At 67.8% G+C, this 23,214-nt stretch carries 16 protein-coding genes; 7 read left to right on the forward strand and 9 right to left on the reverse strand.

Annotated elements, in window-relative coordinates; all coding sequences use genetic code 11:
- Position 1 precedes the first annotated feature (1 nt).
- From KW835_RS23575 to surE, 3 genes are all read right to left on the reverse strand, one after another.
- Complete coding sequence (locus KW835_RS23575) at positions 2-922, reverse strand: peptidoglycan DD-metalloendopeptidase family protein (protein WP_218386923.1); 921 nt, start codon at positions 920-922, stop codon at positions 2-4.
- A gap of 234 nt (positions 923-1,156) precedes the next feature.
- Positions 1,157-1,933: a protein-L-isoaspartate(D-aspartate) O-methyltransferase gene (locus KW835_RS23580; protein WP_218386924.1), complete on the reverse strand. Its 777-nt coding sequence runs from the start codon at positions 1,931-1,933 to the stop codon at positions 1,157-1,159.
- A gap of 2 nt (positions 1,934-1,935) precedes the next feature.
- Entirely contained in the window at positions 1,936-2,724 is a 789-nt protein-coding gene (gene surE / locus KW835_RS23585; protein ID WP_218386925.1) for a 5'/3'-nucleotidase SurE, read from the reverse strand.
- Positions 2,725-2,864: 140 nt separating this feature from the next.
- Here surE and KW835_RS23590 point away from each other — a divergent pair, with 140 nt between their 5' ends.
- From KW835_RS23590 to KW835_RS23605, 4 genes are all read left to right on the forward strand, one after another.
- Positions 2,865-3,839, forward strand: coding sequence for an NADPH:quinone oxidoreductase family protein (locus KW835_RS23590; RefSeq protein ID WP_218386927.1), 975 nt, complete (start codon positions 2,865-2,867; stop codon positions 3,837-3,839).
- A 90-nt stretch (positions 3,840-3,929) separates the two neighbouring features.
- Positions 3,930-5,474: a GGDEF domain-containing protein gene (locus KW835_RS23595; RefSeq protein ID WP_218386928.1), complete on the forward strand. Its 1,545-nt coding sequence runs from the start codon at positions 3,930-3,932 to the stop codon at positions 5,472-5,474.
- Between the two features lie 297 nt (positions 5,475-5,771).
- Positions 5,772-7,340 (forward strand): alkaline phosphatase, encoded by a 1,569-nt coding sequence (locus tag KW835_RS23600; RefSeq protein WP_218386929.1) that lies wholly within the window; start codon positions 5,772-5,774, stop codon positions 7,338-7,340.
- Positions 7,341-7,510: 170 nt separating this feature from the next.
- A complete protein-coding gene (locus tag KW835_RS23605) occupies positions 7,511-9,355 on the forward strand; it encodes a gamma-glutamyltransferase family protein (protein WP_218386931.1) in 1,845 nt (614 codons plus the stop codon).
- Between the two features lie 1,551 nt (positions 9,356-10,906).
- On the opposite strand, the gene KW835_RS23610 is transcribed toward KW835_RS23605, so the two are convergent.
- From KW835_RS23610 to KW835_RS23625, 4 genes are all read right to left on the reverse strand, one after another.
- On the reverse strand, positions 10,907-11,662 hold the full coding sequence (locus KW835_RS23610) for a sulfite exporter TauE/SafE family protein (protein ID WP_218386933.1): 756 nt from the start codon (positions 11,660-11,662) through the stop codon (positions 10,907-10,909).
- A 268-nt stretch (positions 11,663-11,930) separates the two neighbouring features.
- Positions 11,931-12,767 (reverse strand): aldo/keto reductase, encoded by an 837-nt coding sequence (locus KW835_RS23615; RefSeq protein ID WP_218386935.1) that lies wholly within the window; start codon positions 12,765-12,767, stop codon positions 11,931-11,933.
- 224 nt (positions 12,768-12,991) lie between these two features.
- Entirely contained in the window at positions 12,992-13,651 is a 660-nt protein-coding gene (locus tag KW835_RS23620; RefSeq protein ID WP_218386937.1) for a pyridoxamine 5'-phosphate oxidase family protein, read from the reverse strand.
- A gap of 220 nt (positions 13,652-13,871) precedes the next feature.
- Positions 13,872-14,471, reverse strand: coding sequence for a carboxymuconolactone decarboxylase family protein (locus KW835_RS23625; protein WP_218386939.1), 600 nt, complete (start codon positions 14,469-14,471; stop codon positions 13,872-13,874).
- Positions 14,472-14,618: 147 nt separating this feature from the next.
- Between KW835_RS23625 and KW835_RS23630 the strand changes: the two genes are divergently transcribed.
- Positions 14,619-15,521: an AraC family transcriptional regulator gene (locus KW835_RS23630; protein ID WP_218386941.1), complete on the forward strand. Its 903-nt coding sequence runs from the start codon at positions 14,619-14,621 to the stop codon at positions 15,519-15,521.
- Positions 15,522-15,681: 160 nt separating this feature from the next.
- Here the strand turns inward: KW835_RS23630 and KW835_RS23635 are convergent, their stop codons facing one another.
- Positions 15,682-17,355 carry a diguanylate cyclase domain-containing protein gene (locus tag KW835_RS23635; protein ID WP_255593872.1) on the reverse strand — a complete coding sequence of 558 codons (1,674 nt, stop codon included), beginning with the start codon at positions 17,353-17,355 and terminating at the stop codon, positions 15,682-15,684.
- On the reverse strand, positions 17,355-18,428 hold the full coding sequence (locus KW835_RS23640; protein WP_255593874.1) for a PotD/PotF family extracellular solute-binding protein: 1,074 nt from the start codon (positions 18,426-18,428) through the stop codon (positions 17,355-17,357). Before KW835_RS23640 ends, KW835_RS23635 begins: the two co-directional genes overlap by 1 nt.
- 87 nt (positions 18,429-18,515) lie before the next feature.
- Between KW835_RS23640 and dnaG the strand changes: the two genes are divergently transcribed.
- Together dnaG and rpoD are read left to right on the forward strand one after the other, a co-directional pair.
- On the forward strand, positions 18,516-20,555 hold the full coding sequence (gene dnaG, locus KW835_RS23645) for a DNA primase (RefSeq protein ID WP_218386944.1): 2,040 nt from the start codon (positions 18,516-18,518) through the stop codon (positions 20,553-20,555).
- A gap of 268 nt (positions 20,556-20,823) precedes the next feature.
- Positions 20,824-23,196 (forward strand): RNA polymerase sigma factor RpoD, encoded by a 2,373-nt coding sequence (gene rpoD, locus KW835_RS23650; protein ID WP_218386946.1) that lies wholly within the window; start codon positions 20,824-20,826, stop codon positions 23,194-23,196.
- The last annotated feature ends 18 nt before the right edge of the window (positions 23,197-23,214 follow it).

Raw genomic sequence — 23,214 nt, forward strand, 5'->3', positions numbered from 1 at the left:
TTCAGCGCGCGGGCAGGTAGCGCGAGGGGTCGACCGGCTTGCCCTGCCGGCGGATCTCAAAGTGCAGCTTGACGCGGTCGGCGTCGGTGCTGCCCATCTCGGCAATCTTCTGTCCCTTGCGCACAGCCTGGTCTTCCTTGACCAGGAGCGTCTGGTTGTGGGCGTACGCCGTCAGGAAGGTGTTGTTGTGTTTGAGGATCACCAGGTTGCCGTAGCCGCGCAGGCCTGCCCCGGCGTACACCACGCGGCCATCGGCGGCGGCCAGCACCGGGTCGCCCGCCTTGCCAGCAATGTCGTAGCCCTTGTTGCGCGCCTCGTCGAAACCTGCAATCAACGTCCCCGGAGCTGGCCAGATAAAGGCCATGTCATCGTCGCCCCCCGCAGCGGCAGGTGCTGGCGCGGGAGCCGGTGCGGCGGCCACGGGGCCTGCGGCGGCCGATGCGCCAGGTTTAGCGGCGCTGGCAGGTGGCACGGGGCCGCTGGCAGGCGCGGCGGGCGTGACCGAGGACGACGCCACAGGTCGGGTGACCACCCCCGTATCGGATGCCACTGCCTGCGATGCAGCAGCGGGCGGTGCCACGCGCAGCACCTGGCCCACTTCGATCAGGTTGGCGTTCTCCAGATTGTTCCAGCGGGCGATATCTTTCCAGCTCTGGCCCGATTCGAGGCCGATGCGAATGAGGGTATCCCCCGGCTTGACGGTGTAGTAGCCGGGTTTTCCGGCGTTTTCCGCACCAGGCAGCGGCTTGATGGGCGTGCCCACCACCACGCCAGGCTGCGCGGCCGGCGCAGGCGAGGAGGACTGCGAGGACGTGCCCCGGTCTTCCACAGGAGCCCTGTTCAGCCGGGTGCCGCAACCGGTGAGTGCAAGCCCCGCCAGCGCCACGGTAAACCCGACCACAAGACCACGCGATACGAACATAAGCATTCCCTTTGGACCGTGTTGTGCACTCATGTGCTCACGAAAGCCGGTAAAAGGCCCGGCGACAAGGCGCACGACGCGCCGAGAGATGAATACCGCAAACGGGCTGCAAAGACGCAGCAGCCGGACCTTTTCCCGGCTTTCCCAATGCGTTGGGCCATGAGGTCAACGTTTGCGCGGGAACAATCGCTGACCTCATGGTCCGACGAAGGGGGTGCAAAGACTGCTGGCCCCCTAGGCAACCCCCGATTTTAGGGGGACAAAATGTACGGGCTCCAGCACGTTTTGTTTCAATCCGTGCGGGGTTTTGTCGATCACGAGCAACATCTGCTGGCCGCCCGCCACGGCCATGGGCGCCACAAGCCGCCCGCCCACGGCCAACTGATCGCACCACGCCTGCGGCACGGCATCGCCGCCCGCTGCCGCAATGATGGCTGCATACGGCGCGCCTTTGGCATAGCCAAGCATCCCATCCCCGAACAGCAGATGGACATTGGCCAGGCGAAATGGCCGCAGGTTGCCACGGGCCTTGTCGTGCAGCCCGCGCAGCCGCTCCAGGGTATAGACCTCGCGGGCCAGGTGGCTCAACACGGCTGCCTGATAGCCGCAGCCCGTGCCGATCTCCAGCACCCGGCCCAGTCCGCCGGAGCGCGCGCCTTCGGAGCCCAGCAGCAACTCGCACATGCGGGCCACCACGTTGGGCTTCGAGATGGTCTGGCCGAGCCCGATGGGCAGGCTGGTGTCCTCGTACGCCTGGTTGACCAGCGCGCTGTCCACGAACCGGTGGCGCTCCACCGCTCCCATGGCCTGCAGGACGGCGGGCGATGTGATGCCGCCCGCTGCCAGCTTTTGCACCATGCGCGCGCGCACGGCTGCGGAATCGAGTCCCACGCCCACGGGCGAGGGCGCTGCAGCGTGCCGTGCGGGCGGCGCTGCAGGGGCCGGCCTCGCAGGTGTTGGGGCCGCCGCGCCCGGAAGCCGGGCCGGGAATCCGGGGCGGCGCTGCTGCATCGTCACGCTTTCGGGGCGTGGGCTGCGCCCGCCGCCAGCCGCGACGCGGTCTGCGCCCAGTAACCCAGATTGTCGTGGTCGGTCAGGTCCACCTTCAGTGGGGTGATCGACACATGGCCCTGCACCGTGGCGTGGAAGTCGGTGCCCTCTGCGTCGTCCTTGGCGGCTCCTGCGCCGCCGATCCAGTACATCGCCTCGCCCCGCGGGCTTTCCTGCACGATGACGCGCTCGGCCGCATGGCGGCGGCCCAAACGGCACAGCTTGATGGGTTTGATGACCTCAAAAGGCAGGTTGGGGATGTTCACGTTCAGCAGCCAGGGAGTGTCATTCACCAGTTGCTGCGCACGCATTTGCTCCACGATCTCCCGGGCCTTGGCCGCAGCTGCCTCGATTTCGCCCCAGCCTTTGTCGACCTGGGAGAACGCGATGGCCGGAATGCCGAACAAATAGCCTTCCATCGCCGCGCCCACCGTGCCCGAGTAGATGGTGTCGTCGCCCATGTTGGCGCCGTTGTTGATGCCGGAGACCACAAGGTCGGGCCGGTAGCCCAGCAGCCCGGTGAGTGCGATGTGCACGCAGTCGGCCGGCGTGCCGTTCACGTACCGAAAGCCGTTGTGGGCCTGGGTGACGGTCAGCGGCGAATGCAGGGTCAGGGCGTTGGACTTGGCACTGTTGTTGTGCTCGGGCGCTACCACCTCCACCTCGACCCCGTCGAGGGTCTTGAGCGCATCGTGCAGCGCCACGATGCCCGGGGCCTGGTAGCCGTCGTCGTTGGAGATCAGAATTTTCATGGGTTGCAGCAGGGGGTTGCAACCGATTGTAGGTCGCGTGCCCGGCCCTCGCGCGTCTTGCAGGCCGTCGCTCGTGGGACATCGCGCCGGCAGAGCCCCCGCCTATCATGCGTTCCACAAAATTGACCGGAGACCCTTCCATGCACGCTTGGCTTTGCACCAACCCTGTCGGCGTAGACGCCCTGGCCTGGACCGAACTGCCCACGCCCTCGCCCAAGGCCGGCGAGGTGCTCATCGAGATCAAGGCGGCCAGCCTGAACTTCCCCGACCTGCTCATCGTGCAGAACAAGTACCAGATGAAGCCACCGCTGCCGTTCGTGCCCGGATCCGAATACGCGGGGGTGGTGGCCGCCGTGGGCGACGGCGTGACGCACCTGAAGGTCGGCCAGAACGTCGCCTGCCTGTCCGGCACGGGGGGTTTCGGCACGCACACCATCGCGCCTGCTGCGCTGTGCATGCCCTTGCCCGACGGCTTCTCGCATGTGGATGCCGCTGCCTTCATCATGATCTATGCCACGTCCTACCACGCGCTGGTGGACCGCGCCGCGCTCAAAGCCGGGGAGACGGTGCTGGTGCTGGGCGCTGCCGGCGGCGTGGGCACCTCGGCCATCCAGATCGCCAAGGCCATGGGCGCGCGCGTGATCGCCGCGGCTTCGAGCGACGAGAAATGCGCGCTTTGCACCTCCATCGGGGCCGACGCCACCATCAACTACAGCAAGGACAACCTGCGCGAGTCCATCAAGGCACTGACCGACGGCAAGGGTCCGGACGTGATCTACGACCCTGTGGGCGGCGATTTCGCCGAGCCCGCGTTCCGCTCCATCGCCTGGCGCGGCCGCTACCTGGTGGTGGGGTTTGCGTCCGGCCCCATACCCGCACTGCCCTTCAACCTGGCACTGCTCAAGGGCGCGTCCATCGTGGGCGTTTTCTGGGGCGACTTCGCCAAGCGCGAACCCAAGGCCAACGCCGCCATGATGGGCGAGCTGGCGCAGTGGTATGCCCAGGGCAGGATCAAGCCGGTGATCGACCGCACCATGCCCATGGCCGAGCTGCCCGCGGCCTACGCGCACATGGGTTCGCGGGGCGTGATGGGCAAGCTGGTGATGGTCAACTGACAACCAGAGGACGCTCGCGATGGCGGCGCGCGCGGGCCGCCTCTGTGTCACACTTGGGCATTCCGCCCTCTCAGACCCTGGTGTCCGCACATGGCCGACCGTCCACCTTCAGAAATAGCGCGCGAGACACTCAAGCAACTGGCCATCCGCCGGCTGCAGCCCACGCCCGACAACTACCTGGCGCTGTACGACGAGATCGCCGAAACCCGCAGCCCGCAGCCTTTTCCTGAGGGGCCGCTGAGCCAGATCCAGCGGGTGCTCCCCGGGCAGACCCCCGCGCAAAAGCGCCTGCTGGGCCAGTTCGAGCGGGCCATCATCCAGAAAGACTGGTCGTCGCTGCAAAGCGTGATGGTCGGCTATGCCAACCTGGGCCTGAACCCCGCGTCGGCAGCCGCCGCGCCGGTGGAGACGGCAGACCAGGCGCCGGTGGCCACCGCCCACGTCCTGCCCGACGAATTCGCGCAGATCCTGTCACGCCTGCTCGACAACGTGCTGCCCGCGCTGGGGGACGACGATGCGCGCGTGATCGAGATGGCGCAGCAACTGGTCACGTTCCTCAAGGAACCGGCCCCTCCCATCTCCACCGTCCAGCTCATGCTGGGCAACTTCACCTACCGGCTGTCGTTCGCCACCGAAGAGCAAAGCGCCATACGCACCGGCCTGCTGGAGCTGCTGCACATGGTGTTCGAGAACATCGCCGTGCTCAGCGCCGAAGACCGCTGGCTGCAGGGCCAGGCCCAGGCGCTGATGGCCGCGTCCACCCCGCCGCTCACCCTGCGCCGCCTGGACGATGTGCAGCGCCGGCTCAAGGACGTGATCTTCAAGCAGACCGAGGCCAAGGCCCGCACGGTCGAAGCGCAGGAACAGATGAAGGAGATGCTCACGACCTTCATCGAGAGACTGGCGCGGATCACCGCGTCCAGCACCACCTACCAGGGCACCATGGAGCGCTGCGCCGACCTGATCGGCAAGGCCAACACGATCGAGGAAATTGCCCCCGTGCTCCAGGAAGTGATGAGCGCCACCCGCTCCATGGCCCTGGACAGCCGCGTGACCCACGACGAACTGCAGGACCTGCGCGAGCGCACCGAAGCCAAGCGCGCCGAAGTGGCCAAGCTGCAGGAAGAGCTCGACCGCGCCAGCGCCCAGGCCCGGCACGACCCGCTGACGGGCTCGCTCAACCGCAAGGGCCTGGACGAGGCCATGGAGCGAGAGATAGCCCGGTCACGCCGCCTGGGCTCGCCGCTGTGCCTGGCGCTGCTCGACGTTGACAACTTCAAGACCCTGAACGACCGGCTGGGGCACGCCGGCGGCGACGCCGCCCTGGTGCACCTGGCGCAGGTCACGCGCGAGGTCATGCGGCCGCAGGACTTGCTGGCGCGCTATGGCGGCGAAGAGTTCGTGCTGGTGCTGCCCGACACCACCGTCGAGAGCGGCGTGGCCGCCATGACGCGGCTGCAGCGCGAGCTGACCACCCGCTTCTTCCTGCAGGGCACCGAAAAGGTGCTCATCACCTTCAGCGCCGGCGTGGCCCAGCTGACGGACAGTGAAGACAGTGCCGACGCCATCCGCCGCGCGGACCAGGGCATGTACCTGGCCAAGCGCGCGGGCAAGAATCGGGTGATGCCGGCTTGACAAGGAATCCCCCCTGAGTCGCCTGCAGCGCCTTCCCCCCAGGGGGACGCAGAGCTTGGAATCCCCCCTGAGTCGCCTGCAGCGCCTTCCCCCCAGGGGGACGCAGAGTTTGGAATCCCCCTGAGTCGCCTGTGGCGCCCTCCCCCCAGGGGGACGCCACCCGTGGCCTGGCAAAGCCAGTTCCACGGTGGCACTGGCCTGGGGGCGCGCCAGTATCGACGTCCGCTTGATTAGGATGCTGCTCACAGCAGCGCCTGCTCGGGCTGCTGTTGCGCATCACCTGAAACGTCATCGACCATGGACCGCCGCGCATTTCTACAACTCGCCGCCAGTGCGGCCACGGCTTCCGCCCTGCCCCACTGGGCGTGGAGCAACGCGCCTTCACTGTCCACCCACCCGTTCGCGCTGGGCGTGGCCAGTGGCGATCCGGCGCCTGACGGGGTAGTGCTGTGGACGCGGCTGGCGCTTGCTGATGCGGCGCAGCTGCAGACGGCCCACACCGTGCGGTGGGAGGTGGCGCACGATGCGCGCTTCGCGCAGATCGTCCAGAAGGGCCAGGCCCCTGCCCTGCCGCAGCTCGGGCACAGCGTGCACGTGGAGCTGCGCGGCCTGCAGCCTGGGCGCTGGTACCACTACCGCTTCATGCTGGGCGATGCGGTCAGCACCGTGGGCCGCACGCGCACGGCGCCGGCGGCGGGCGACCTGCCGGATGCGCTGCGGGTAGCCTTTGCCTCGTGCCAGCGGTGGGAGCACGGCCACTATGCGGCATGGCGCCATCTGGCGGCGGACCAGCCTGACCTGGTGCTGTTCCTCGGCGACTACATCTACGAATACGCCACGCCCAAAAATGCGGCGGACCTGGCGCGCACCCACAGCCTCAAGCTGGCCACCACGCTGGCCGACTACCGCGACCGCTACGCGCTGCACAAGAGCGACCCCGCCCTGCAGGCCGCGCACGCCGCCTGCCCCTGGGCCGTGACCTGGGACGACCACGAGGTGCAGAACGACTACGCCGCCAGCGCGGGCCGGGGTGGCGACACAGGCAGCTTCCTGGCCCAGCGCGGCGCCGCATGGCAGGCGTTCTACGAGAACATGCCGCTGCGCGCCACCAGCCTGACCCGGCCGTTTCCCGACACCCGCTGGGATGCGCTGCAGGTCTACCGCCTGCTGCGCTGGGGACGCCTGGCCCACATCCACCTGCTGGATGCACGCCAGTACCGCAGCTGGCAGGCCTGCCGTGCGCCGGACTCCGGCAGCGCGGGCGCCGTGCGCGGCGGCAGCTGCGCCGAGTTGGCCGATCCTGCGCGCACCTTCCTGGGCGCGGCGCAGGAGCAGTGGATCGACGCCGGACTGGCCGCCGACGCGGCAGCCCAGGACGCCACCCGCTGGAGCGTCATCGCGCAGCAGACGCTGTTCGCGCAGCGGCACTACCCCTCCGGCACGGTCGGCACCGACAGCTGGGCCGGATACCCCGCCGCCCGCGCCCGCCTGCTCCAGTCGGTGACCCGCCACGCCCCGCGCAACACCGTTCTGCTGGGCGGCGACATCCACCAGAACTACGTGTGCCGCGTGCACGCCGACATGGACCGCCCCGACTCAGCCGTCATCGCCAGCGAGTTCTGCGGCACCTCCATCAGCTCGCGCTCGGGCACCACCCAGGACAAGGTCGACGCCGTCGCGCGGCACAACCCCCACGTGCTGCTGGCGCGCTGCGACCAGCGTGGCTACGGACTGGCGCACATCACCCCAGCGCGCTGGACTACCACCCTGCGCGTGGTGGATGACCCGATGCGCGCCGACAGCGGCGCAAGCACCCTCGCCCGCTTCGTGGTGGAAGACGGCCGCGCGGGGCCGGTGCAGGCGTGATCGCCGCCGCCCTCTTTTGCTATCATTTTGGAAGCTATCCGCGCTTATCCAGCAAAGTCCAGACGCCAAAATTACTTGCACCCTGGCGGCTGTAGCGTGATGTAACGTCGCTCCCCTGTGCACGCCGTGCACCGTACGATGGCCGCTTCCTGCCACGAAGGAGAAGCTCCATGCCCACCATCGTCCCGCCCGCCGTGGCGTCTAGCCGCAGACTACGCCCCGCCCTGGCAGCTACCGCCGCGCTCGCGGCGCTGCTGGCTGGCTGCGCAGGCACCACCAGCCCGTCACAGTTCGCCTATACCGTGCCGGTACAGCCCGAAGGCTCGTCGGGCTACACAGAAAAACCGGGCTGGGCCACCGAGAAGTTCGCCGTGGCGGCCGCCAACCCGCTGGCTACCGATGCGGGCTATCAGGTCCTCAAGGCCGGTGGCTCGGCGGTGGACGCCGCCATCGCCGTGCAGATGGTGCTGACCCTGGTTGAGCCCCAGTCCAGCGGCATCGGCGGCGGCGCCTTCCTGCTGCACAGCAGCGGCAAGGCGGTGGAGGCCTATGACGGCCGCGAAACCGCGCCCGCTGCGGCCGACGAAAAACTCTTCCTGGGTGCCGACGGCAAGCCCGTTCCGTTCTACGACGGTGTGGTGGGTGGCCGCTCGGTCGGCGTGCCCGGCACCGTGCGCATGCTGGAGATGGCGCACAAGCAGCACGGCAAGCTGCCCTGGGCCACGCTGTTCCAGCCCGCCATCACGCTGGCCGAGGGCGGCTTCAAGGTCAGCGCGCGGCTCAACACCCTGGTGAAGGCCGACGCCCACCTCAAGAAGGACCCCGTGGCCGCCGCCTACTTCTACAAGGCCGATGGCGACGCACGCGACGTGGGCGTGAACCTGCGCAACCCAGAACTGGCCACCGTGCTGCGCCGCATCGCCGCGGAAGGCAGCAAGGCGCTGCACGAGGGCGAGATCGCCCAGGCCATAGTGGACAAGGTGCAAAAGCACCCCACCAACCCCGGAAAGCTCAGCCTGTCCGACCTGGCCGGTTACCAGCCCAAGAAACGCGAGGCGCTGTGCCACGACTACCAGGTGCAGGCCAAGGACTTCCGCGTCTGCGGCTTTCCGCCGCCCAGCTCGGGCGCGATCGCCATCGCGCAGATCCTGGGCATCCTCAAGAACACCGACGCCGCCGCCATGCCCTTGCAGGACGGCATCCCCTCGGCCGACTGGCTGCACCTGTACACCGAGGCCGCGCGCCTGGCCTTTGCAGACCGCGCGCAGTACGTGGCCGACCCGGACTTCGTGCAGCCCCCCGCCGGCGGCTGGAGCAGCCTGCTCGCCCCCGCCTACCTGGCCGACCGCGCCAAACTCATCGGGGCGCAGAGCATGAAGGTGGCGCAGCCCGGCAACCCCGGCGCCGTCAAGACGGGCTACGCGCCCATGCCCGATCAGCCCGAGTACGGCACCAGCCACATCAGCATCGTCGATGCCTTCGGCAACGCGGTGGCCATGACCACCACCATCGAAGACCAGTTCGGCGCGCGGCAAATGGTGAAGGGATTCTTGCTCAACAACGAGCTCACCGACTTCAGCTTCGCGCCCACCGACGCGCAAGGCCAGCCCATCGCCAACCGCGTGCAGCCCGGTAAGCGCCCGCGCTCGTCCATGGCGCCCACGCTGGTGTTCGACAAGGCCACGGGCGAGCTCTTGATGAGCGGCGGCAGCCCCGGCGGGGCGGCCATCATCCACTACACGGCCAAGACGCTGTACGGCGTCTTCAACTGGGGACTGATGCCCCAGCAGGCCATCAACCTGCCCAACTTCGGCTCCCTGAACGGCCCCACGCTGCTGGAGGAAAAGCGCTTTCCGCCCTCCACGGTGGAAGCCCTGCGCGCCCGTGGCGCCGAGGTGCGCGAGATGAACATGACCAGCGGCCTGCAGGCCATCACACTGGGCAATGCCCATGGCAAGAAACTGTGGATGGGCGGCGCCGACCCACGGCGCGAGGGCGTGGTGATGGGGGATTGATCGATACGGGTTCGCGTTCTGCGTGATTCCGTGCCGTTCGGGCTGAGCCTGTCGAAGCTTCGTGCTGCTGTTGCTATCCCACCCGTCAGGGTTGAGCTTGTCGAAACCTGGGCGCCTCACTCCCGCCCGTTCGGGTTGAGCTTGTCGAAACCGGGGCGCCTCACCCCCGCCCGTTCGGGTTGAGCTTGTCGAAACCGGGGCGCCTCACCCCCGCCCGTTCGGGTTGAGCTTGTCGAAACCGGGGCGCGCTCGCGGGCTCGCTGAGGGGCAGCATGCCTGGTTCAAGGGCGGAGGCCGGGAGTCGCCCGGCGGCGAGTGTCTTTCTTTTGCTTCGCCAAAAGAAAGGCACCAAAGAAAAGGCGACCCTGCTGTCTGCGACCCCTTCGCTGCGCTGCGGGGCAACCTGAGGTGCTCGGGCGCGGGGTGTGCCGCAGAACTCACTGCGCGCTGCGCGCTCCGTTCAGACAACTGCGGCAAGTCAGAGCACGAAGGCGTGTGTCCTGCGGCACACGCCCACCCCGCCCCCTGCGCGCCCCAGGCGCATCCAGAAGGGATGGAGGGCCGAACAGCCACACGGGCCATTGCTGCGCTCGGCCCCGCCCGCGCAGCGCGTGGCGCTTGCGCCCGCGTCTTGGGGGCCGAGCAACGCGATGGCCCGTGTGGCTGTTTGGATGTTCGGCTGTCCACCCCCTGCTGGCTGCGCCTGAGGCGGGGCGGTTGCGGGGTGGCATGGGCGCCCTAGCGCGCATGCTTCGTGTACTGACTCGCCGCAGTTGTCTGAACGGAGCGCCCCAAGGCGCGCAGTGAGTTCTGCGGCGCACCCCGCAACCGCCCCGACGCAGGTTGCCCCGTAGCGCAGCGCAGGGGTCGCAGACTGGGGGTCGCCTTCTCTTTGGTGACTTTCTCTTGGCGAAGCAAGAGAAAGTTACCGCGCCGCCGGGCGCGCACCCCGGCTCCCGCACTCCACACAAGCACACCACCCAATCAGCGAGCCCGCGAGCAGCACCCAGGTTTCGACAAGCTCAACCCAAACGGGCGAGGGGCAAGGCGCCCCAACTTCGACAGGCCCAGCCCCGCCTGCGCAGCGCGCGGCGCATGCGCCCGCGTCTTGGGGGCCGAGCAACGCGATGGCCCGTGTGGCTGTTTGGATGTTCGGCTGTCCACCCCCTGCTGGCTGCGCCTGCGGCGGGGCGGTTGCGGGGTGGCATGGGCGCCCTAGCGCGCATGCTTCGTGCACTGACTCGCCGCAGTTGTCTGAACGAAGCGCCCCAGGCGCGCAGTGAGTTCTGCGGCGCACCCCGCAACCGGCACGACGCAGGTTTGCCCCACAGCGCAGCGCAGGGGTCGCAGACTGGGGGTCGCCTTTCTTTTGGGTACTTTTCTTTGGCGAAGCAAAGAAGAAGTACCTCGCCCGCCGGGGCGAACTCCCGGCTCCCGCCCTTGAACCAGGCACACCACCCAATCAGCGAGCCCGCAAGCAGCGCCCAGGTTTCGACAAGCTCAAGCGGAACGGCCGCGCTGCCAAGCCGTCAGGGCTCTGACGGTGTGCCGCTACGCCAGCCGCCCCAGCACCCTGGGCACGCTCGCCACCAGCATCGCCACGCCCGACAACGTCAGCATCCCCAGCACGATCTGCCGGAACCGCGCATCGCTGATACCGTGGTACAGCCGGGCGCCCAGCAGCGTGGGCACGAGCATGGCCGGCACCACGATGGCCAGCATGGGCAGCGCCTCGCGGGTGATGAGGCCCGTCGCGGCGTAGGTGCCGAAGGTCACCAGCAGCATTGCCAGGTTGAAGTTCTGGATGATGGCGCGCTGCACGTCCTTGTCCATGCCGCGCAGGGTGCACCACAGCGTGGGCAGCACGCCGGTGAAGCCGCCGATACCGCCCATCACTCCACCCGCCAGGCCCACCACCGCGTCCGCCACGCGCCCGCCGCGGGTGATGCGGGGCAGTTGCTTGGCCATCAGCATCGCCGGGCACCACAGCACCAGCAGCGTGCCCAGCACCAGCTTGAAGGCGTCCATGTCCAGGCGCGGCAGCACTGCCACCCCGAGCGGAATGCCCGCCAGACCGCCCAGCACGAAGGGCAGCAGCCGCGCCCTGTCGAAACCCCGGCGCACCGAGAACGCCGCCACCAGCTGGCCGGTGAGCGCACCGCACACCGTCAGCACCGCCCCCAGGCGCGGCTCCAGCGCCCAGGCCCAGAAAGACATGGCCACCATGCCGAAGCCAAAGCCCGACAGACCCTGCACAAAGCCCGCCGCCACGGCCCCCAGGGCCACCACCCACAGCACTGAATCCATCGATATTTACTCCCGCCCTGGTTGTCCGTTCCAGCTGTGCATTGTGGAGACTTCCCATCAGCAAAGCATCCGCAGTCCAACGCTCAAGCCTGCGCCGAACTGGCGGACCGGCACTGGGTGCGGAGCGCGTGGCAGGCCCCATGCGCGAGCAGATCACCGATTGCTTGCCTCGGGCAGGCGTGGCGCCGCCGCGGGCCCGTGTGTGGAAAGCCGCTCGTCCAGGGTCGTCTTGGGTAAATGACGTCGGCCAGCGAAGTGCTGACTCCAATCAGAACGCCGCCGTGAGCGGGTTCGGGCCGATGCGCCCATCCGGCTGATCGAGCCGTGCCAGCGCCGCCAGGTCGTCGGCGTCGAGAGCAAAGTCGAACACGTCCGCGTTCTCGGCGATGCGGCCCGCCTGCACGGACTTCGGGATCACCACATGGCCCATATCGATGTGCCAGCGCACGATGACCTGGGCCGGCGTCTTGCCGTGTTTGTTCGCCAGCGCGGCAATGGCGGGATCGCTCAGCAACTGGCCCTGGCCCAGCGGGCTCCAGGCCTGCGTGGCGATGCCGTGCGCGGCGTGGTAACTGCGCAGCACCTGCTGCTGAAAGCGCGGATGCAGCTCGACCTGGTTGAGCACGGGTTTCACGCCGGTTTCCTGCACCAGGCGCTCCAGGTGCTCGGGCTCGAAGTTGGACACGCCGATGGAGCGAACCCGGCCCTCGCCCTGCAGGCGCACGAAGGCACGCCAGGTGTCCACGAACAGGCCGCGCGCAGGGCATGGCCAGTGGATGAGGTAAAGGTCGAGCTCCTGCAGTCCCAGCAGCTTCATGCTGGCGTCGAAGGCACGCAGGGTGGAGTCGAAGCCCTGCTCGGCATTCCAGAGCTTGGTGGTGACGAACACGTCTTCACGCGGCACGCCGCTGGCGCGCAGGCCCTCGCCCACGCCCGCCTCGTTGCCATAGATGGCAGCGGTGTCCACATGCCGGTACCCCGCCGCCAGAGCGGCCTTCACGGCCTGCGCGGTCTCGTCCGCGGGCGTCTGCCACACGCCCAGGCCCAGTTGGGGGATGGAGCGTCCGTCATGGAACTGGATGAAGGGATGTCGTGGCTGGGCCATCGGGATGGGTCCTCGGGTTGGGTGGCGGACAGCGCCGCAGGGCACTGCAGATGGGCCGCGCGCACCGGCAGAGGCACACGGTACGGCAGTTGCCCGGCCATCTTCTCACGCACCGCCAGACCCCACGGCCGGTGTGCCCACCCAGGGCCGCGGCCTGCACGGCCCGGCCGCCAGGCCTTCGCCTTCACCGTTGCCGTTGCCGTTGCCGTTGCCACGGCACCCAGTCAATACAGGGTTGTGCGCTGCCGTTCGGGCAATGCCTGGTCATAGGCCGCTCCATCGAAGGTGCCCTGCGTGATGGACGCCAGAATGGCGCCAGGCGTCGGCACCGTGCGTGGAGCGCCGGGCGCCGCCGACTCCCACAGGCGAGAGCGCAGCACCGCGCGCGCGCACTGGAAATACACGGTTTCCACCTCCACCACGACGACGCACCGGGGGGGCTGGCCACCCATCACGAAGCGCGCCAGCAGTTCTGGCGCCGCGCTGATGCGTGCCCGGCCGTTCACACGCAGGGTCTCGCCCACCCCCGGGATCAGGAACAGCAGCGCCACGCGCGGATCGGTCAGGATGTTGCGCAGGCTGTCGGCGCGGTTGTTGCCGCGGCGCTCCGGCAGCAGCAGGGTCCGGTCGTCCAGCAGTTGCACGAAACCGGGCGGGTCTCCGCGCGGAGACGCATCCAGGCCGCCCGGGCCGATGGTGGCCAGCACCGCAAACGGCGAAGCCTCGATCATCGCGCGGTAGGCAGGGTGCACATACGGCACCTCCTTGCGCAGCGACGCATCGCTGAGCGGCCCGAGCAGCGCTTCCAGGCGCGCCACGGTGTCAATGGCGTGGGGGTCATCTGCCGGCTGCGCGGCGGTGTTCGGGCGGGTGGTATCGGTCACGGCATCCTCTGTCAGGGCGGGCTCGGTCAGGGCCGCAGGCTCCGGGCTGGGGTCGATGCCGCTGCGGGCTGTGCATCTCGGCCTCGATTTTGCAGCCTGGGCGCCTGGTCCATTTCTTTTCGGCGATCGGATGCGCCCATGCCCATGCAAGCAGCCGGAGCGCCAGAACTCCGAGTTCATCCGCCCGATTTTCCATCCGCACTTCGGGCCAGCGCCTGGCTCAGCGTGCCGGGCGCAGCTTCACGCCCGGAAAATCCACCGGCACCGCCAGCGCCACGTTCAGGTAGTTGGTGAACAGGTTCAGCGCCACATGGGCCACTGTCTCGACGATGTGTTCATCGCTCAGGCCCTGGTCGCGCAGCGCCTGCACATCGGCAGCATCAACCTGGCCGCGCTGGTCCACAAGCTGCACGGCAAAGCGCAGCACGGCTGCGGTGCGCGGGTCGGCCGACTCGCCCGCCTGCGCGGCAGCCAGGGCCTCGCCGCTCACGCCGGCCTTGCGGCCGAGCGCCGTGTGCGCTGCCAGGCAATAGTCGCAGGCATTGCGGTTGGCCACGGCCACGGCGATCTGCTCGCCCAGCGCGGCACCGATGACACCGCCACCCAGCGCGCCGAAGGCGCTCCACATGCTCTGCAACGCAGCTGGCGAATGGGCCACCGCGCGGAACATGTTGGGCGTGGTGCCGAAGGCGCCGTGGATCTGGTCGAGCAGCGTGCGGGCCTGGCCCGAGGCCGTGGCGCGGTCGACCAGCGGGACGCGCGCGGCGGCGGATGCAGCGGATGCGGAGGTGGAGGTGGAGACGAAGGCAACGCTGGACATGGTTTTTTCCTTGAGAAGGCGATGAGAGGGTGGCAGGCCGGCGACTTGCCGACACGGGTGCTTGAACACAGCACCCTTGCAGTGTCCGCCCCAAACCAATACCATTTGGAATCAATAATCCATGATTCATACCAATTCATCCAAACCATGCCCAAAACGCCAACCCAGCCCGGCGATAACGCGGCCCGCTCGCCCGCGCCGTTTGACCGGCTGTCATCGCTGCTGGAGCGGTTTCGGGTACGGGCACACCTTTTCCACACCGGGCCGCTGTGCGGGGTGACGCATTTCGCGGCAGCGCCAGGACGGGGTTTTCTGCACGTGCTGCGGCGCGGCGAGATGTTGGTGACGCACCAGCCATTGGCGGGCCCGCCCGAGCGCCTGGCAGTGCGCGAGCCCAGCCTGCTGTTCTATGCGCGGCCGCTGGAGCACTTCTTTCACAACGCGCCGGTCGATGGCTCGGACTTCACCTGCGCCGCGCTGGACTTCGAGGGCGGCGCCAGCCATCCGCTGGCACGCGCCCTCCCCCCTTTGGTGCTGTTGCCCCTGGCCAGCGTGCAGGGCCTGCAGCAGGCGCTGGACCTGCTGTTCGCCGAGACCGACCGCCTGCGCTGTGGCCACCGTGTGCTGGCCGACAGGCTTTTCGAAGTGGTGCTGCTGCAGTTGCTGCGCTGGTTGCTGGACCACCCCGACGAAGCGCGCATGCCCCCCGGCCTGCTCACGGGTCTGGCCGACCCGCGCCTGGCGCGCACACTGACGGCCCTGCACGATGCGCCGGGCCAGGCATGGAGCCTGGAGCAGATGGCCGCGCAGGCCGGGATGTCGCGCAGCGCATTCGCGGCCCGCTTCAAGGCGGTGGTGGGCGAGACACCGGCGGACTACCTGGCCCACTGGCGGTTGACGCTGGCGCAGGCGCACCTGCGCGCAGGCCGGTCGCTCAAATCCATTGCGCAGGAGCTGGGTTATGCCAACCCGTCAGCTCTCTCGCGCGTGTTCGCACAAAAGCTGGGGCTGCCGCCGCGCGCCTGGCTCGACGGGCTCGAAGCCGCTTGAGCGGCACCGAGGGCCTGCCCGCACCCAGCTCTGCCTTTTCCGCCAGTCATTTGATATAAAAACTGGCCCAACCGCTTCATGCGCCTGCGCAAAGAGCTATCAAAAATATAGCAAATAACAACGAGTGCATCGCGGGGACACCCGATACCTTGCCCTGCCGCTAAAGCCGACGGCGATGGCTTTGCTTGGCCCGGTACATGGCGGCATCGGCATTGGCCAGCAAGGTGTGCGGATCCTGCGCATCGCGGGGGAACAGGCTCACCCCGATGCTGGGGCGAACGGGCAGCGGACGCCCCTCGATGCTCAAGGGCACGTGGAAGGCGCGCTCCAGCTTGGAGGCGATCTGCCCGGCCGCCTCTTCGGAGTCGACGTTCTCGCACAGCACCGTGAACTCATCACCCGCCAGCCGCGCCACCGTGTCGGCCTGGCGCACCGCGCCCATGATGGTGCGGGCTGCGGCCTGCAGCACGAGGTCGCCCACGGCGTGGCCGTGCACATCGTTGATGCGCTTGAAGTCGTCAAGGTCCACGTACAGCAGCGCGCAGTCGCGGCCGCTGCGGCGCGACAGCTCCAGCGCCTGCGCCAGGCGCTGCTCGAACATGCGCCGGTTGGGCAGGCCGGTCAGGGCATCGTGGTGCGCCAGATGGGCCATGGCGTCGCGGCTGGCGTTGAGCTCGGTGATCTGCCGGCCGATCTGCTGCTCCATGTCGTGAAAGCTGCGCGCCAACTCGCCAATCTCGTCCTCGCGCTTCAAGGGCAGGTCGCTGTGGGCCCGGCCCTGCGAGAACGCTTGCGCGGCGCGCACCATGGCCTGCAGCGGCCCGGTGACCAGGCGCGACACCCAGGCAGCCAGCAGCACGCCCACGGCGCTGAGCACCAGCAGGATCTTGAAGATGCTGCGGCCCAGCTCCAGCACCTCGCCCTGCACGGCGGCCATCGGCTGCGAAAGGCCCACCACCATGAACCGCTCTTCGCTCTGGCGCCCGAACGGCATGCGCACGAACGAGAACACGCGGGCCTCCTGATCGTCGGTGCCCGGCAGGCTGAAGACAGCTTCCTCCCGCACGCCGCTGACCAGCGCGGCGGCGGGGGCGAAGGCGTCCTGAACGAGGATGCGCTGGCCCCGGTCGAACCCGAAGGCCTGGGTGGAATCTGGATGCACGAGGAAGTCGCCCCAGCGGTTGCTCAAGAAGAATCCATAGGGCGCCGGGAGCGCGGAATTGAAGTTGCGCAGGAACTGCTGCGCAGCCACCCGCACCACCACCACGCCCCGCACCTGCCCGGCGCGCACCACCGGAGAAGCCATGCTGAACACCGGCAGAGCCTCGGCATCGGCAGCGCCTTCGTGGTTGATGCCGAACTCCGACACATAGACCTCGCCCACACCCAGCGCGAGGGTTTCGAACACGAAGGGAAAGTGCGCCTTCTCCTGCAGTTCCTCGTCGGCCGCGCGCATCCACGCGTCGCCCTTGCGGTCGATGCGCACCTGCTCCAGGCCGAAGTCCTGCGCGCCGATGTAACGGATCTGCAGGTAGCTGGGGTGGGCCACCAGGCTGGCGCGAAACACATCGGCCAGCACGTTGCGGTCCTGCTCGATGGCGGCCACGCTGGCCAGAAAGGCGGCGTCGCGCGCCACCGTGCCAAAACCCGCCTGCATGTGCCGCGCCAGCACCTGGGTGGTGGCCAGCAGGGCCTGCTCGGCCCGCCCCTGGAGGCGGGCCCGGCTGGACTCGAAGATGTAGTAGCCCGCCAGCACGGCGGCGAACATGCTGAACGAAGCGAGCAGCACCGCCAGGCGCAGCGCCATGCCCCATTTCAGGCCAAACGTCCGCATCAGAACCTCGCGGGCCGGTCGCCCGACAGGATGCGCTGCCACAGTTGTGCGCGGCGGGCCTCGTCTTCCACTGGCTCCAGCCACACGATGGCGCCGGCAGGCGCATCGCCGGACAGTGCGGGCGGCTCCTCCAGCGTGTTGGCCAGGCCCTGGCGCCGCGTGAGCTCACGGCTCACCGACGGCTCGAGCATGTAGTTGATCCACTCTGCCGCCAGGCCCGCCTGCGTGGAGCGGCGGGTGATGGCCCAGCAGTCAAGCCATGCCAGCGCTCCCTCGCGCGGCACCACGTAGCCCACGTCCAGCCCTGCATCGCGCAGCTGCTTGAGCTGCTGCTGGCCATAGTTGGCATGCATGACCGCGATGCGGTGCTTGCGAAAAAGCTCCAGCGATTCCTCGGGCAGGCTGTAGAAAGAGCGCACATTGCGCCGCAGAGCGACGAGATCCCGGGCCAGCGGTCCGAACTGGCTGGCGGCGATGTTGAAAGGTGGCAACCCCCGATTCATCGCGGCCAGCGAGAACCCATGGCTGCTGCCGTCGAACGCCAGCACCCGGCCGCGCCAGCGAGGGTCCCACAGTACCCCGATGGACTGCGGTGCAACGGTGAACTGCTGGCGGTCGTAGATGAGCCCCATCTCGGAATAGGTGTAGGGCATGCCGTACACATCCGTGCCCTGCGCGATGCCGGCGATGGACTGCAGGTTGCGAAAGCGCGGCAACTGGCGCTGGGTGTTCGGAATGTTGCTCAGCGGCAACGGCGCCAACAGCCGCCGGGCCACCAGGCGGGCGATTTCTGCCGTGTTGGCGGCCACCAGGTCGAAGCCCGGAGTGGTCAGGCTCGTCAGCTTGGCCCGCAGCACATCGTCGGACGCCACCGTGGTGATCTCCACCTTCACGCCCTGGCGCTTCTCGAAGGTGGCCACGATGTCGGGATCGGCATAGCCCGGCCAGGACAGCACCCGCAGCACCGTGGCGGCCCGCGCCGGCAGGGGGCGCCCAAGCGCCACGGCCAGGGGCAGCAGCACAGCCACATCCCTGCGCCGCAGTTGCCGCGCCGAAGCGCCGAATGCGTACATTGCCCGCCACCTTGCCGTCGCCACCATGCCGAAAGCCCCGTTTCCGCAATATCTGGTAACAAACAGTTTACGCGGACAATACCCCGCGTGACGATCCCTCAGTCTTTCATTCAGGAGCTGCTCGCCCGTGTCGACGTGGTCGACATCGTGGGCCGCTACGTACAGCTCAAGAAAGGCGGGGCCAATTTCATGGGGCTGTGCCCCTTCCACGGCGAAAAATCCCCGTCCTTCAGCGTGAGCCCCGCCAAGCAGTTCTATCACTGCTTTGGCTGCGGCAAGAACGGCAACGCCATCAGCTTTCTGATGGACCACGCGGGCATGGGCTTCGTCGAGGCAGTGCAGGACCTGGCCCAGCAGGTGGGTTTGCAGGTGCCCGACGACGACATCTCCCCCCAGGAGAAGGAGCGCGCCGCCGCCGCGCGCCAGAAGCAGGCCACGCTGAGCGATGTGCTCGAGAAAGCGGGCGACGCCTACCGCCGCCAGTTGCGCGAGTCGCAGCGGGCCATTGGGTACCTCAAGGGGCGCGGCCTGTCCGGGGCCATCGCCAAGCGCTACGGTCTGGGCTATGCGCCCGAGGGCTGGCGCAGCCTGGCCAGCGTGTTCCCCCACTACGACGACCCGCTGCTGGAGGAGAGCGGTCTGGTCATCGTGGGCGAGGACGGTCAGGACAAGCGCTACGACCGCTTCCGCGACCGGGTGATGTTCCCCATCCGCAACGTCAAGGGCGAATGCATCGGCTTTGGCGGTCGGGTGCTGGGCGACGAGAAGCCAAAGTACCTCAATTCGCCCGAAACCCCTGTGTTCCACAAGGGGCGCGAGCTGTACGGCCTGTTCGAAGCCCGTACCCCCATCCGCGAACACGGCTATGCGCTGGTCACCGAAGGCTACATGGACGTGGTGGCCCTGGCGCAGCTGGGCTTCCCGAACGCAGTAGCCACGCTGGGCACGGCCTGCACGCCCGAGCACGTGCACAAGCTGCTGCGCTTTACCGAATCGGTCGTGTTCAGCTTCGACGGCGACGCCGCCGGCCGCCGCGCGGCGCGCAAGGCGCTCGACGGGGCCCTGCCCCACGCCACGGACACGCGCAGCATCAAGTTCCTGTTCCTGCCCGCCGAGCACGACCCCGACAGCTTCATCCGCGAGCATGGCACCGACGCCTTTGCCCGGCATGTGAGCGAGGCGGTGCCGCTCAGCCGATTTCTCGTCGAGTCGGCCAGCGAAGGCTGCGACCTGGCCACGGCCGAGGGCCGCGCCCACATGGCCAGCAATGCGCGCCCGCTGTGGTCGGCACTGCCCGACGGCATCCTGAAGCGCCAGGTGCTGGGCGAACTGGCCGACCTCACCCAGCTCAAAGCGCAGGACCTGGCGGACCTGTGGGGCCAGGCCGCAGGGCGCGACGCCCCCCGGCCGACGCACTCCGGCCACCCTGGCGCCGCAAGTCCACCACCCCGGCAAGCCCCCCCGATGTACGAACGGGAACCGCCCTCCTGGGACACACCGCCCGATCCGGGCTCGTGGCCGCCCCAGGGGGAGCCGCCCGGTGGCTATGGCAGCGGCTACGGCAGCCAGGGCGGGGGCAGCTACGGCGCCAAGCCCCCATTTCGCAAGGGCGGCGACTGGAAGGGCAACTGGAAGAAAAGGGACAAGGATTCCCCCTGGCCGCCCCAGCCCCGCCTGCCGCGCACCCCCACGGCCAGCCGCACCGACCATGCCGCACGCCTGCTGCTGTCGCACATGGCGTTTCTGGAGGAACTGACACACGACGACCACGCCACCCTGTGCGCGCTGCCTTCGCCGCACGGCCCGCTGTTCAGCTGGCTGGAGGCGCAGTTCCACGAACACGGCCCGCTGGCCTGGGCCGTGCTGCGCGAAAGCCTGCGCGAGCACGAGTGCGAAGCCCTGGCGGTGAAGGTGATGACCGGATCGCACGCCCAGACCGAGGGCGACCTGCAGGAACTGCGCGAGGAGCTCCGGGACCTGCTCAACCGCATGCAGGTCGATGACATCGAGGAGCAGCAAAAGCTGCTGATGCTGCAAGCCGCCTCGGACCCGGGCGCCCTGGTGCGCTATCGGGAGCTGGAGCACAGACGCCGGGTTTTGTTGGGTGTGGGCGGCAAAGCCGCTTGAAATCCGTTCAGGCGGTATAATGTAGGGTTAGTTAGCGGCAAGAGCGACAGCAGCACCTCCGAGCCGGGCGACCGTGACAAACGCGCATATCTGCGCCGATCCAGCCCACTTATCGCAAGGACTGCACACCAAATGATCGCCCAGACATCTTGCCCCTGAGGGTTTCCCCTCAAAAAAGCGCATGCCTTCCAGGGCTCGCTTTGCCACCCGCGCCGGGATCTGTGGCGTTTGCGTTTTCTTTGTGTCCGTTTTTGATTCTGAGGTGTCCATGCCCGCTCAAAAGTCCGCGAAGCCGCCCAAGTCTGCTCCAGCTACCGCCGCAAAGGCTGTTCCCACCCCTGCTGCCAAGGCGCCCGCGAAGGCCGCGGCCAAAAAGTCCGCCCCCGCACCCGCCACAGCGGCCAAGAAAGTCAAACCAGTGCCCGTGAAAAGTTCTGCCGAGCTGACCAAAGCTGCCGATGAATTGCTGAAGAAGAAGCCTGCCCGTGCCAAGGCAGTCGCAGCATCCGACGAAGACGATACCCCCAAGAAGCGCCCTGGCCGCCCCGCGAAGGCCGCTGGCGACGCCGAGGCCAAGGCCCCCGCCAAGCGCGGCCGCAAACCCAAGGCCGCTGCAGGCGGCGAGGAAAGCGGCGACGATACCGACCTGTCCGACATCGAAGCGGACCTGGAAGGTGAAGTCGAGGAGACCCCGGAGGCCGCAGCCACGGTCGAGAAGGTCAAGCCGCTGCGCATGAAGATCAGCAAGGCCAAGGAACGCGCCTTGATGAAGGAATTCGGCCTGGACGAAACCGTCCTGTCCGAAGAGGACATGCAAAAGCGCCGCCAGCGCCTGAAGGCCCTGATCAAGCTGGGCAAGACGCGAGGCTACCTCACGCACGTTGAAATCAACGACCACTTGCCCGACAAGCTGGTCGATGCCGAAACCCTCGAAGCCGTCATCACCACCCTGAACGACCTGGGCGTGGCGGTGTACGAGCAGACGCCCGACGCCGAAGCCCTGATCATCACGGACAACGCCCCCGCTGGCGCTACCGAGGAAGAAGCCGAAGAAGCCGCCGAAGCCGCCCTGTCCACCGTGGACTCGGAATTCGGCCGCACCACCGACCCCGTGCGCATGTACATGCGCGAAATGGGCACGGTCGAGCTCTTGACCCGCGAAGGCGAAATCGAAATCGCCAAACGCATCGAAGGCGGCCTGATGGCCATGATGGAGGCGATCAGCGCATCGCCCGCCACCATCGCCGAGATCCTGAACATGGGTGAGGAGATCCGCGAAGGCAAGGTCGTCATCTCCACCATCGTGGACGGCTTCTCCAACCCCAACGAGGCCGACGACTATGTGGCCGAGGAAGACTTCGACGAGTTCGACGAAGCCGACGACGACGACGGCAAGGGTGGCTCCAAGGCGCTGACCAAGAAGCTTGAAGAGCTCAAGAAGCAGGCGCTGGAGCGCTTTGACAAGCTGCGCGAGCTGTTCGAGAAGGTGCACAAGGTCTACGACAAGGAAGGCTACGGCACCCCTGCGTACGTGAAGGCCCAGCAGGCCCTGTCGGCCGAACTGATGACCATCCGCTTCACCGCCAAGACCATCGAGAAGCTGTGCGACATGGTGCGCGGCCAGGTGGACGATGTGCGCAAGAAGGAGCGCGAGCTGCGCCGCATCATCGTGGACAAGTGCGGCATGCCACAGGAAACCTTCATCAAGGACTTCCCGCCCAACCTGCTGAACCTGAAGTGGGTCGAGAAGCAGGCCGCCGCCGGCAAGCCCTGGAGCACGGTGATGGCGCGCAACATCCCGCCGGTGCAGGAACTGCAGCAAAAGCTGATGGACCTGCAGTCGCGCGTGGTGGTGCCTCTGACGGAACTCAAGGACATCAACAAGCGCATGAACGAGGGCGAAGCCACCTCGCGTGATGCCAAGAAGGAAATGATCGAGGCCAACCTGCGCCTTGTGATCTCCATCGCCAAGAAGTACACGAACCGCGGCCTGCAGTTCCTGGACCTGATCCAGGAAGGCAATATCGGCCTGATGAAGGCGGTGGACAAGTTCGAATACCGCCGCGGCTACAAGTTCTCGACATACGCCACGTGGTGGATCCGCCAGGCCATCACCCGCTCGATCGCCGACCAGGCGCGCACCATCCGCATCCCGGTGCACATGATCGAGACGATCAACAAGATGAACCGCATCTCGCGCCAGCACTTGCAAGAGTTTGGTTTCGAGCCCGACGCGTCCATCCTGGCCGCGAAGATGGAGATCCCTGAAGACAAGATCCGCAAGATCATGAAGATCGCCAAGGAGCCGATCTCCATGGAAACGCCCATCGGCGACGACGACGACAGCCACCTGGGCGACTTCATCGAGGACGGCGCCAACACCGCCCCCATCGAAGCAGCCATGCAGGCCGGCCTGCGCGACGTGGTCAAGGACATCCTGGATGGCCTGACCCCCCGCGAAGCCAAGGTGCTGCGCATGCGCTTTGGTATCGAAATGACCAGCGACCACACGCTGGAAGAAGTGGGCAAGCAGTTCGACGTGACCCGCGAACGGATCCGCCAGATAGAAGCCAAGGCGCTGCGCAAGCTCAAGCACCCCAGCCGCTCGGACAAGCTGCGCAGCTTCATCGACTCGCTGTAAGCGGCGTCCCCGTCGGCG

Source organism: Acidovorax sp. sic0104, from assembly GCF_019219095.1.
Classification (GTDB): domain Bacteria; phylum Pseudomonadota; class Gammaproteobacteria; order Burkholderiales; family Burkholderiaceae_C; genus Acidovorax.

What these genes read in the sequence shown, in the direction of transcription:
- KW835_RS23640 (WP_255593874.1), bottom strand. Translation starts at nt 18,428, where the DNA reads ATGTACGCATTCGGCGCTTCGGCGCGGCAACTGCGGCGCAGGGATGTG.
- KW835_RS23600 (WP_218386929.1), top strand. Translation starts at nt 5,772, where the DNA reads ATGGACCGCCGCGCATTTCTACAACTCGCCGCCAGTGCGGCCACGGCT.
- KW835_RS23590 (WP_218386927.1), top strand. Translation starts at nt 2,865, where the DNA reads ATGCACGCTTGGCTTTGCACCAACCCTGTCGGCGTAGACGCCCTGGCC.
- KW835_RS23605 (WP_218386931.1), top strand. Translation starts at nt 7,511, where the DNA reads ATGCCCACCATCGTCCCGCCCGCCGTGGCGTCTAGCCGCAGACTACGC.
- KW835_RS23610 (WP_218386933.1), bottom strand. Translation starts at nt 11,662, where the DNA reads ATGGATTCAGTGCTGTGGGTGGTGGCCCTGGGGGCCGTGGCGGCGGGC.
- rpoD (WP_218386946.1), top strand. Translation starts at nt 20,824, where the DNA reads ATGCCCGCTCAAAAGTCCGCGAAGCCGCCCAAGTCTGCTCCAGCTACC.
- KW835_RS23595 (WP_218386928.1), top strand. Translation starts at nt 3,930, where the DNA reads ATGGCCGACCGTCCACCTTCAGAAATAGCGCGCGAGACACTCAAGCAA.
- KW835_RS23580 (WP_218386924.1), bottom strand. Translation starts at nt 1,933, where the DNA reads ATGCAGCAGCGCCGCCCCGGATTCCCGGCCCGGCTTCCGGGCGCGGCG.
- KW835_RS23625 (WP_218386939.1), bottom strand. Translation starts at nt 14,471, where the DNA reads ATGTCCAGCGTTGCCTTCGTCTCCACCTCCACCTCCGCATCCGCTGCA.
- surE (WP_218386925.1), bottom strand. Translation starts at nt 2,724, where the DNA reads ATGAAAATTCTGATCTCCAACGACGACGGCTACCAGGCCCCGGGCATC.
- KW835_RS23630 (WP_218386941.1), top strand. Translation starts at nt 14,619, where the DNA reads ATGCCCAAAACGCCAACCCAGCCCGGCGATAACGCGGCCCGCTCGCCC.
- KW835_RS23635 (WP_255593872.1), bottom strand. Translation starts at nt 17,355, where the DNA reads ATGCGGACGTTTGGCCTGAAATGGGGCATGGCGCTGCGCCTGGCGGTG.
- KW835_RS23615 (WP_218386935.1), bottom strand. Translation starts at nt 12,767, where the DNA reads ATGGCCCAGCCACGACATCCCTTCATCCAGTTCCATGACGGACGCTCC.
- KW835_RS23575 (WP_218386923.1), bottom strand. Translation starts at nt 922, where the DNA reads ATGTTCGTATCGCGTGGTCTTGTGGTCGGGTTTACCGTGGCGCTGGCG.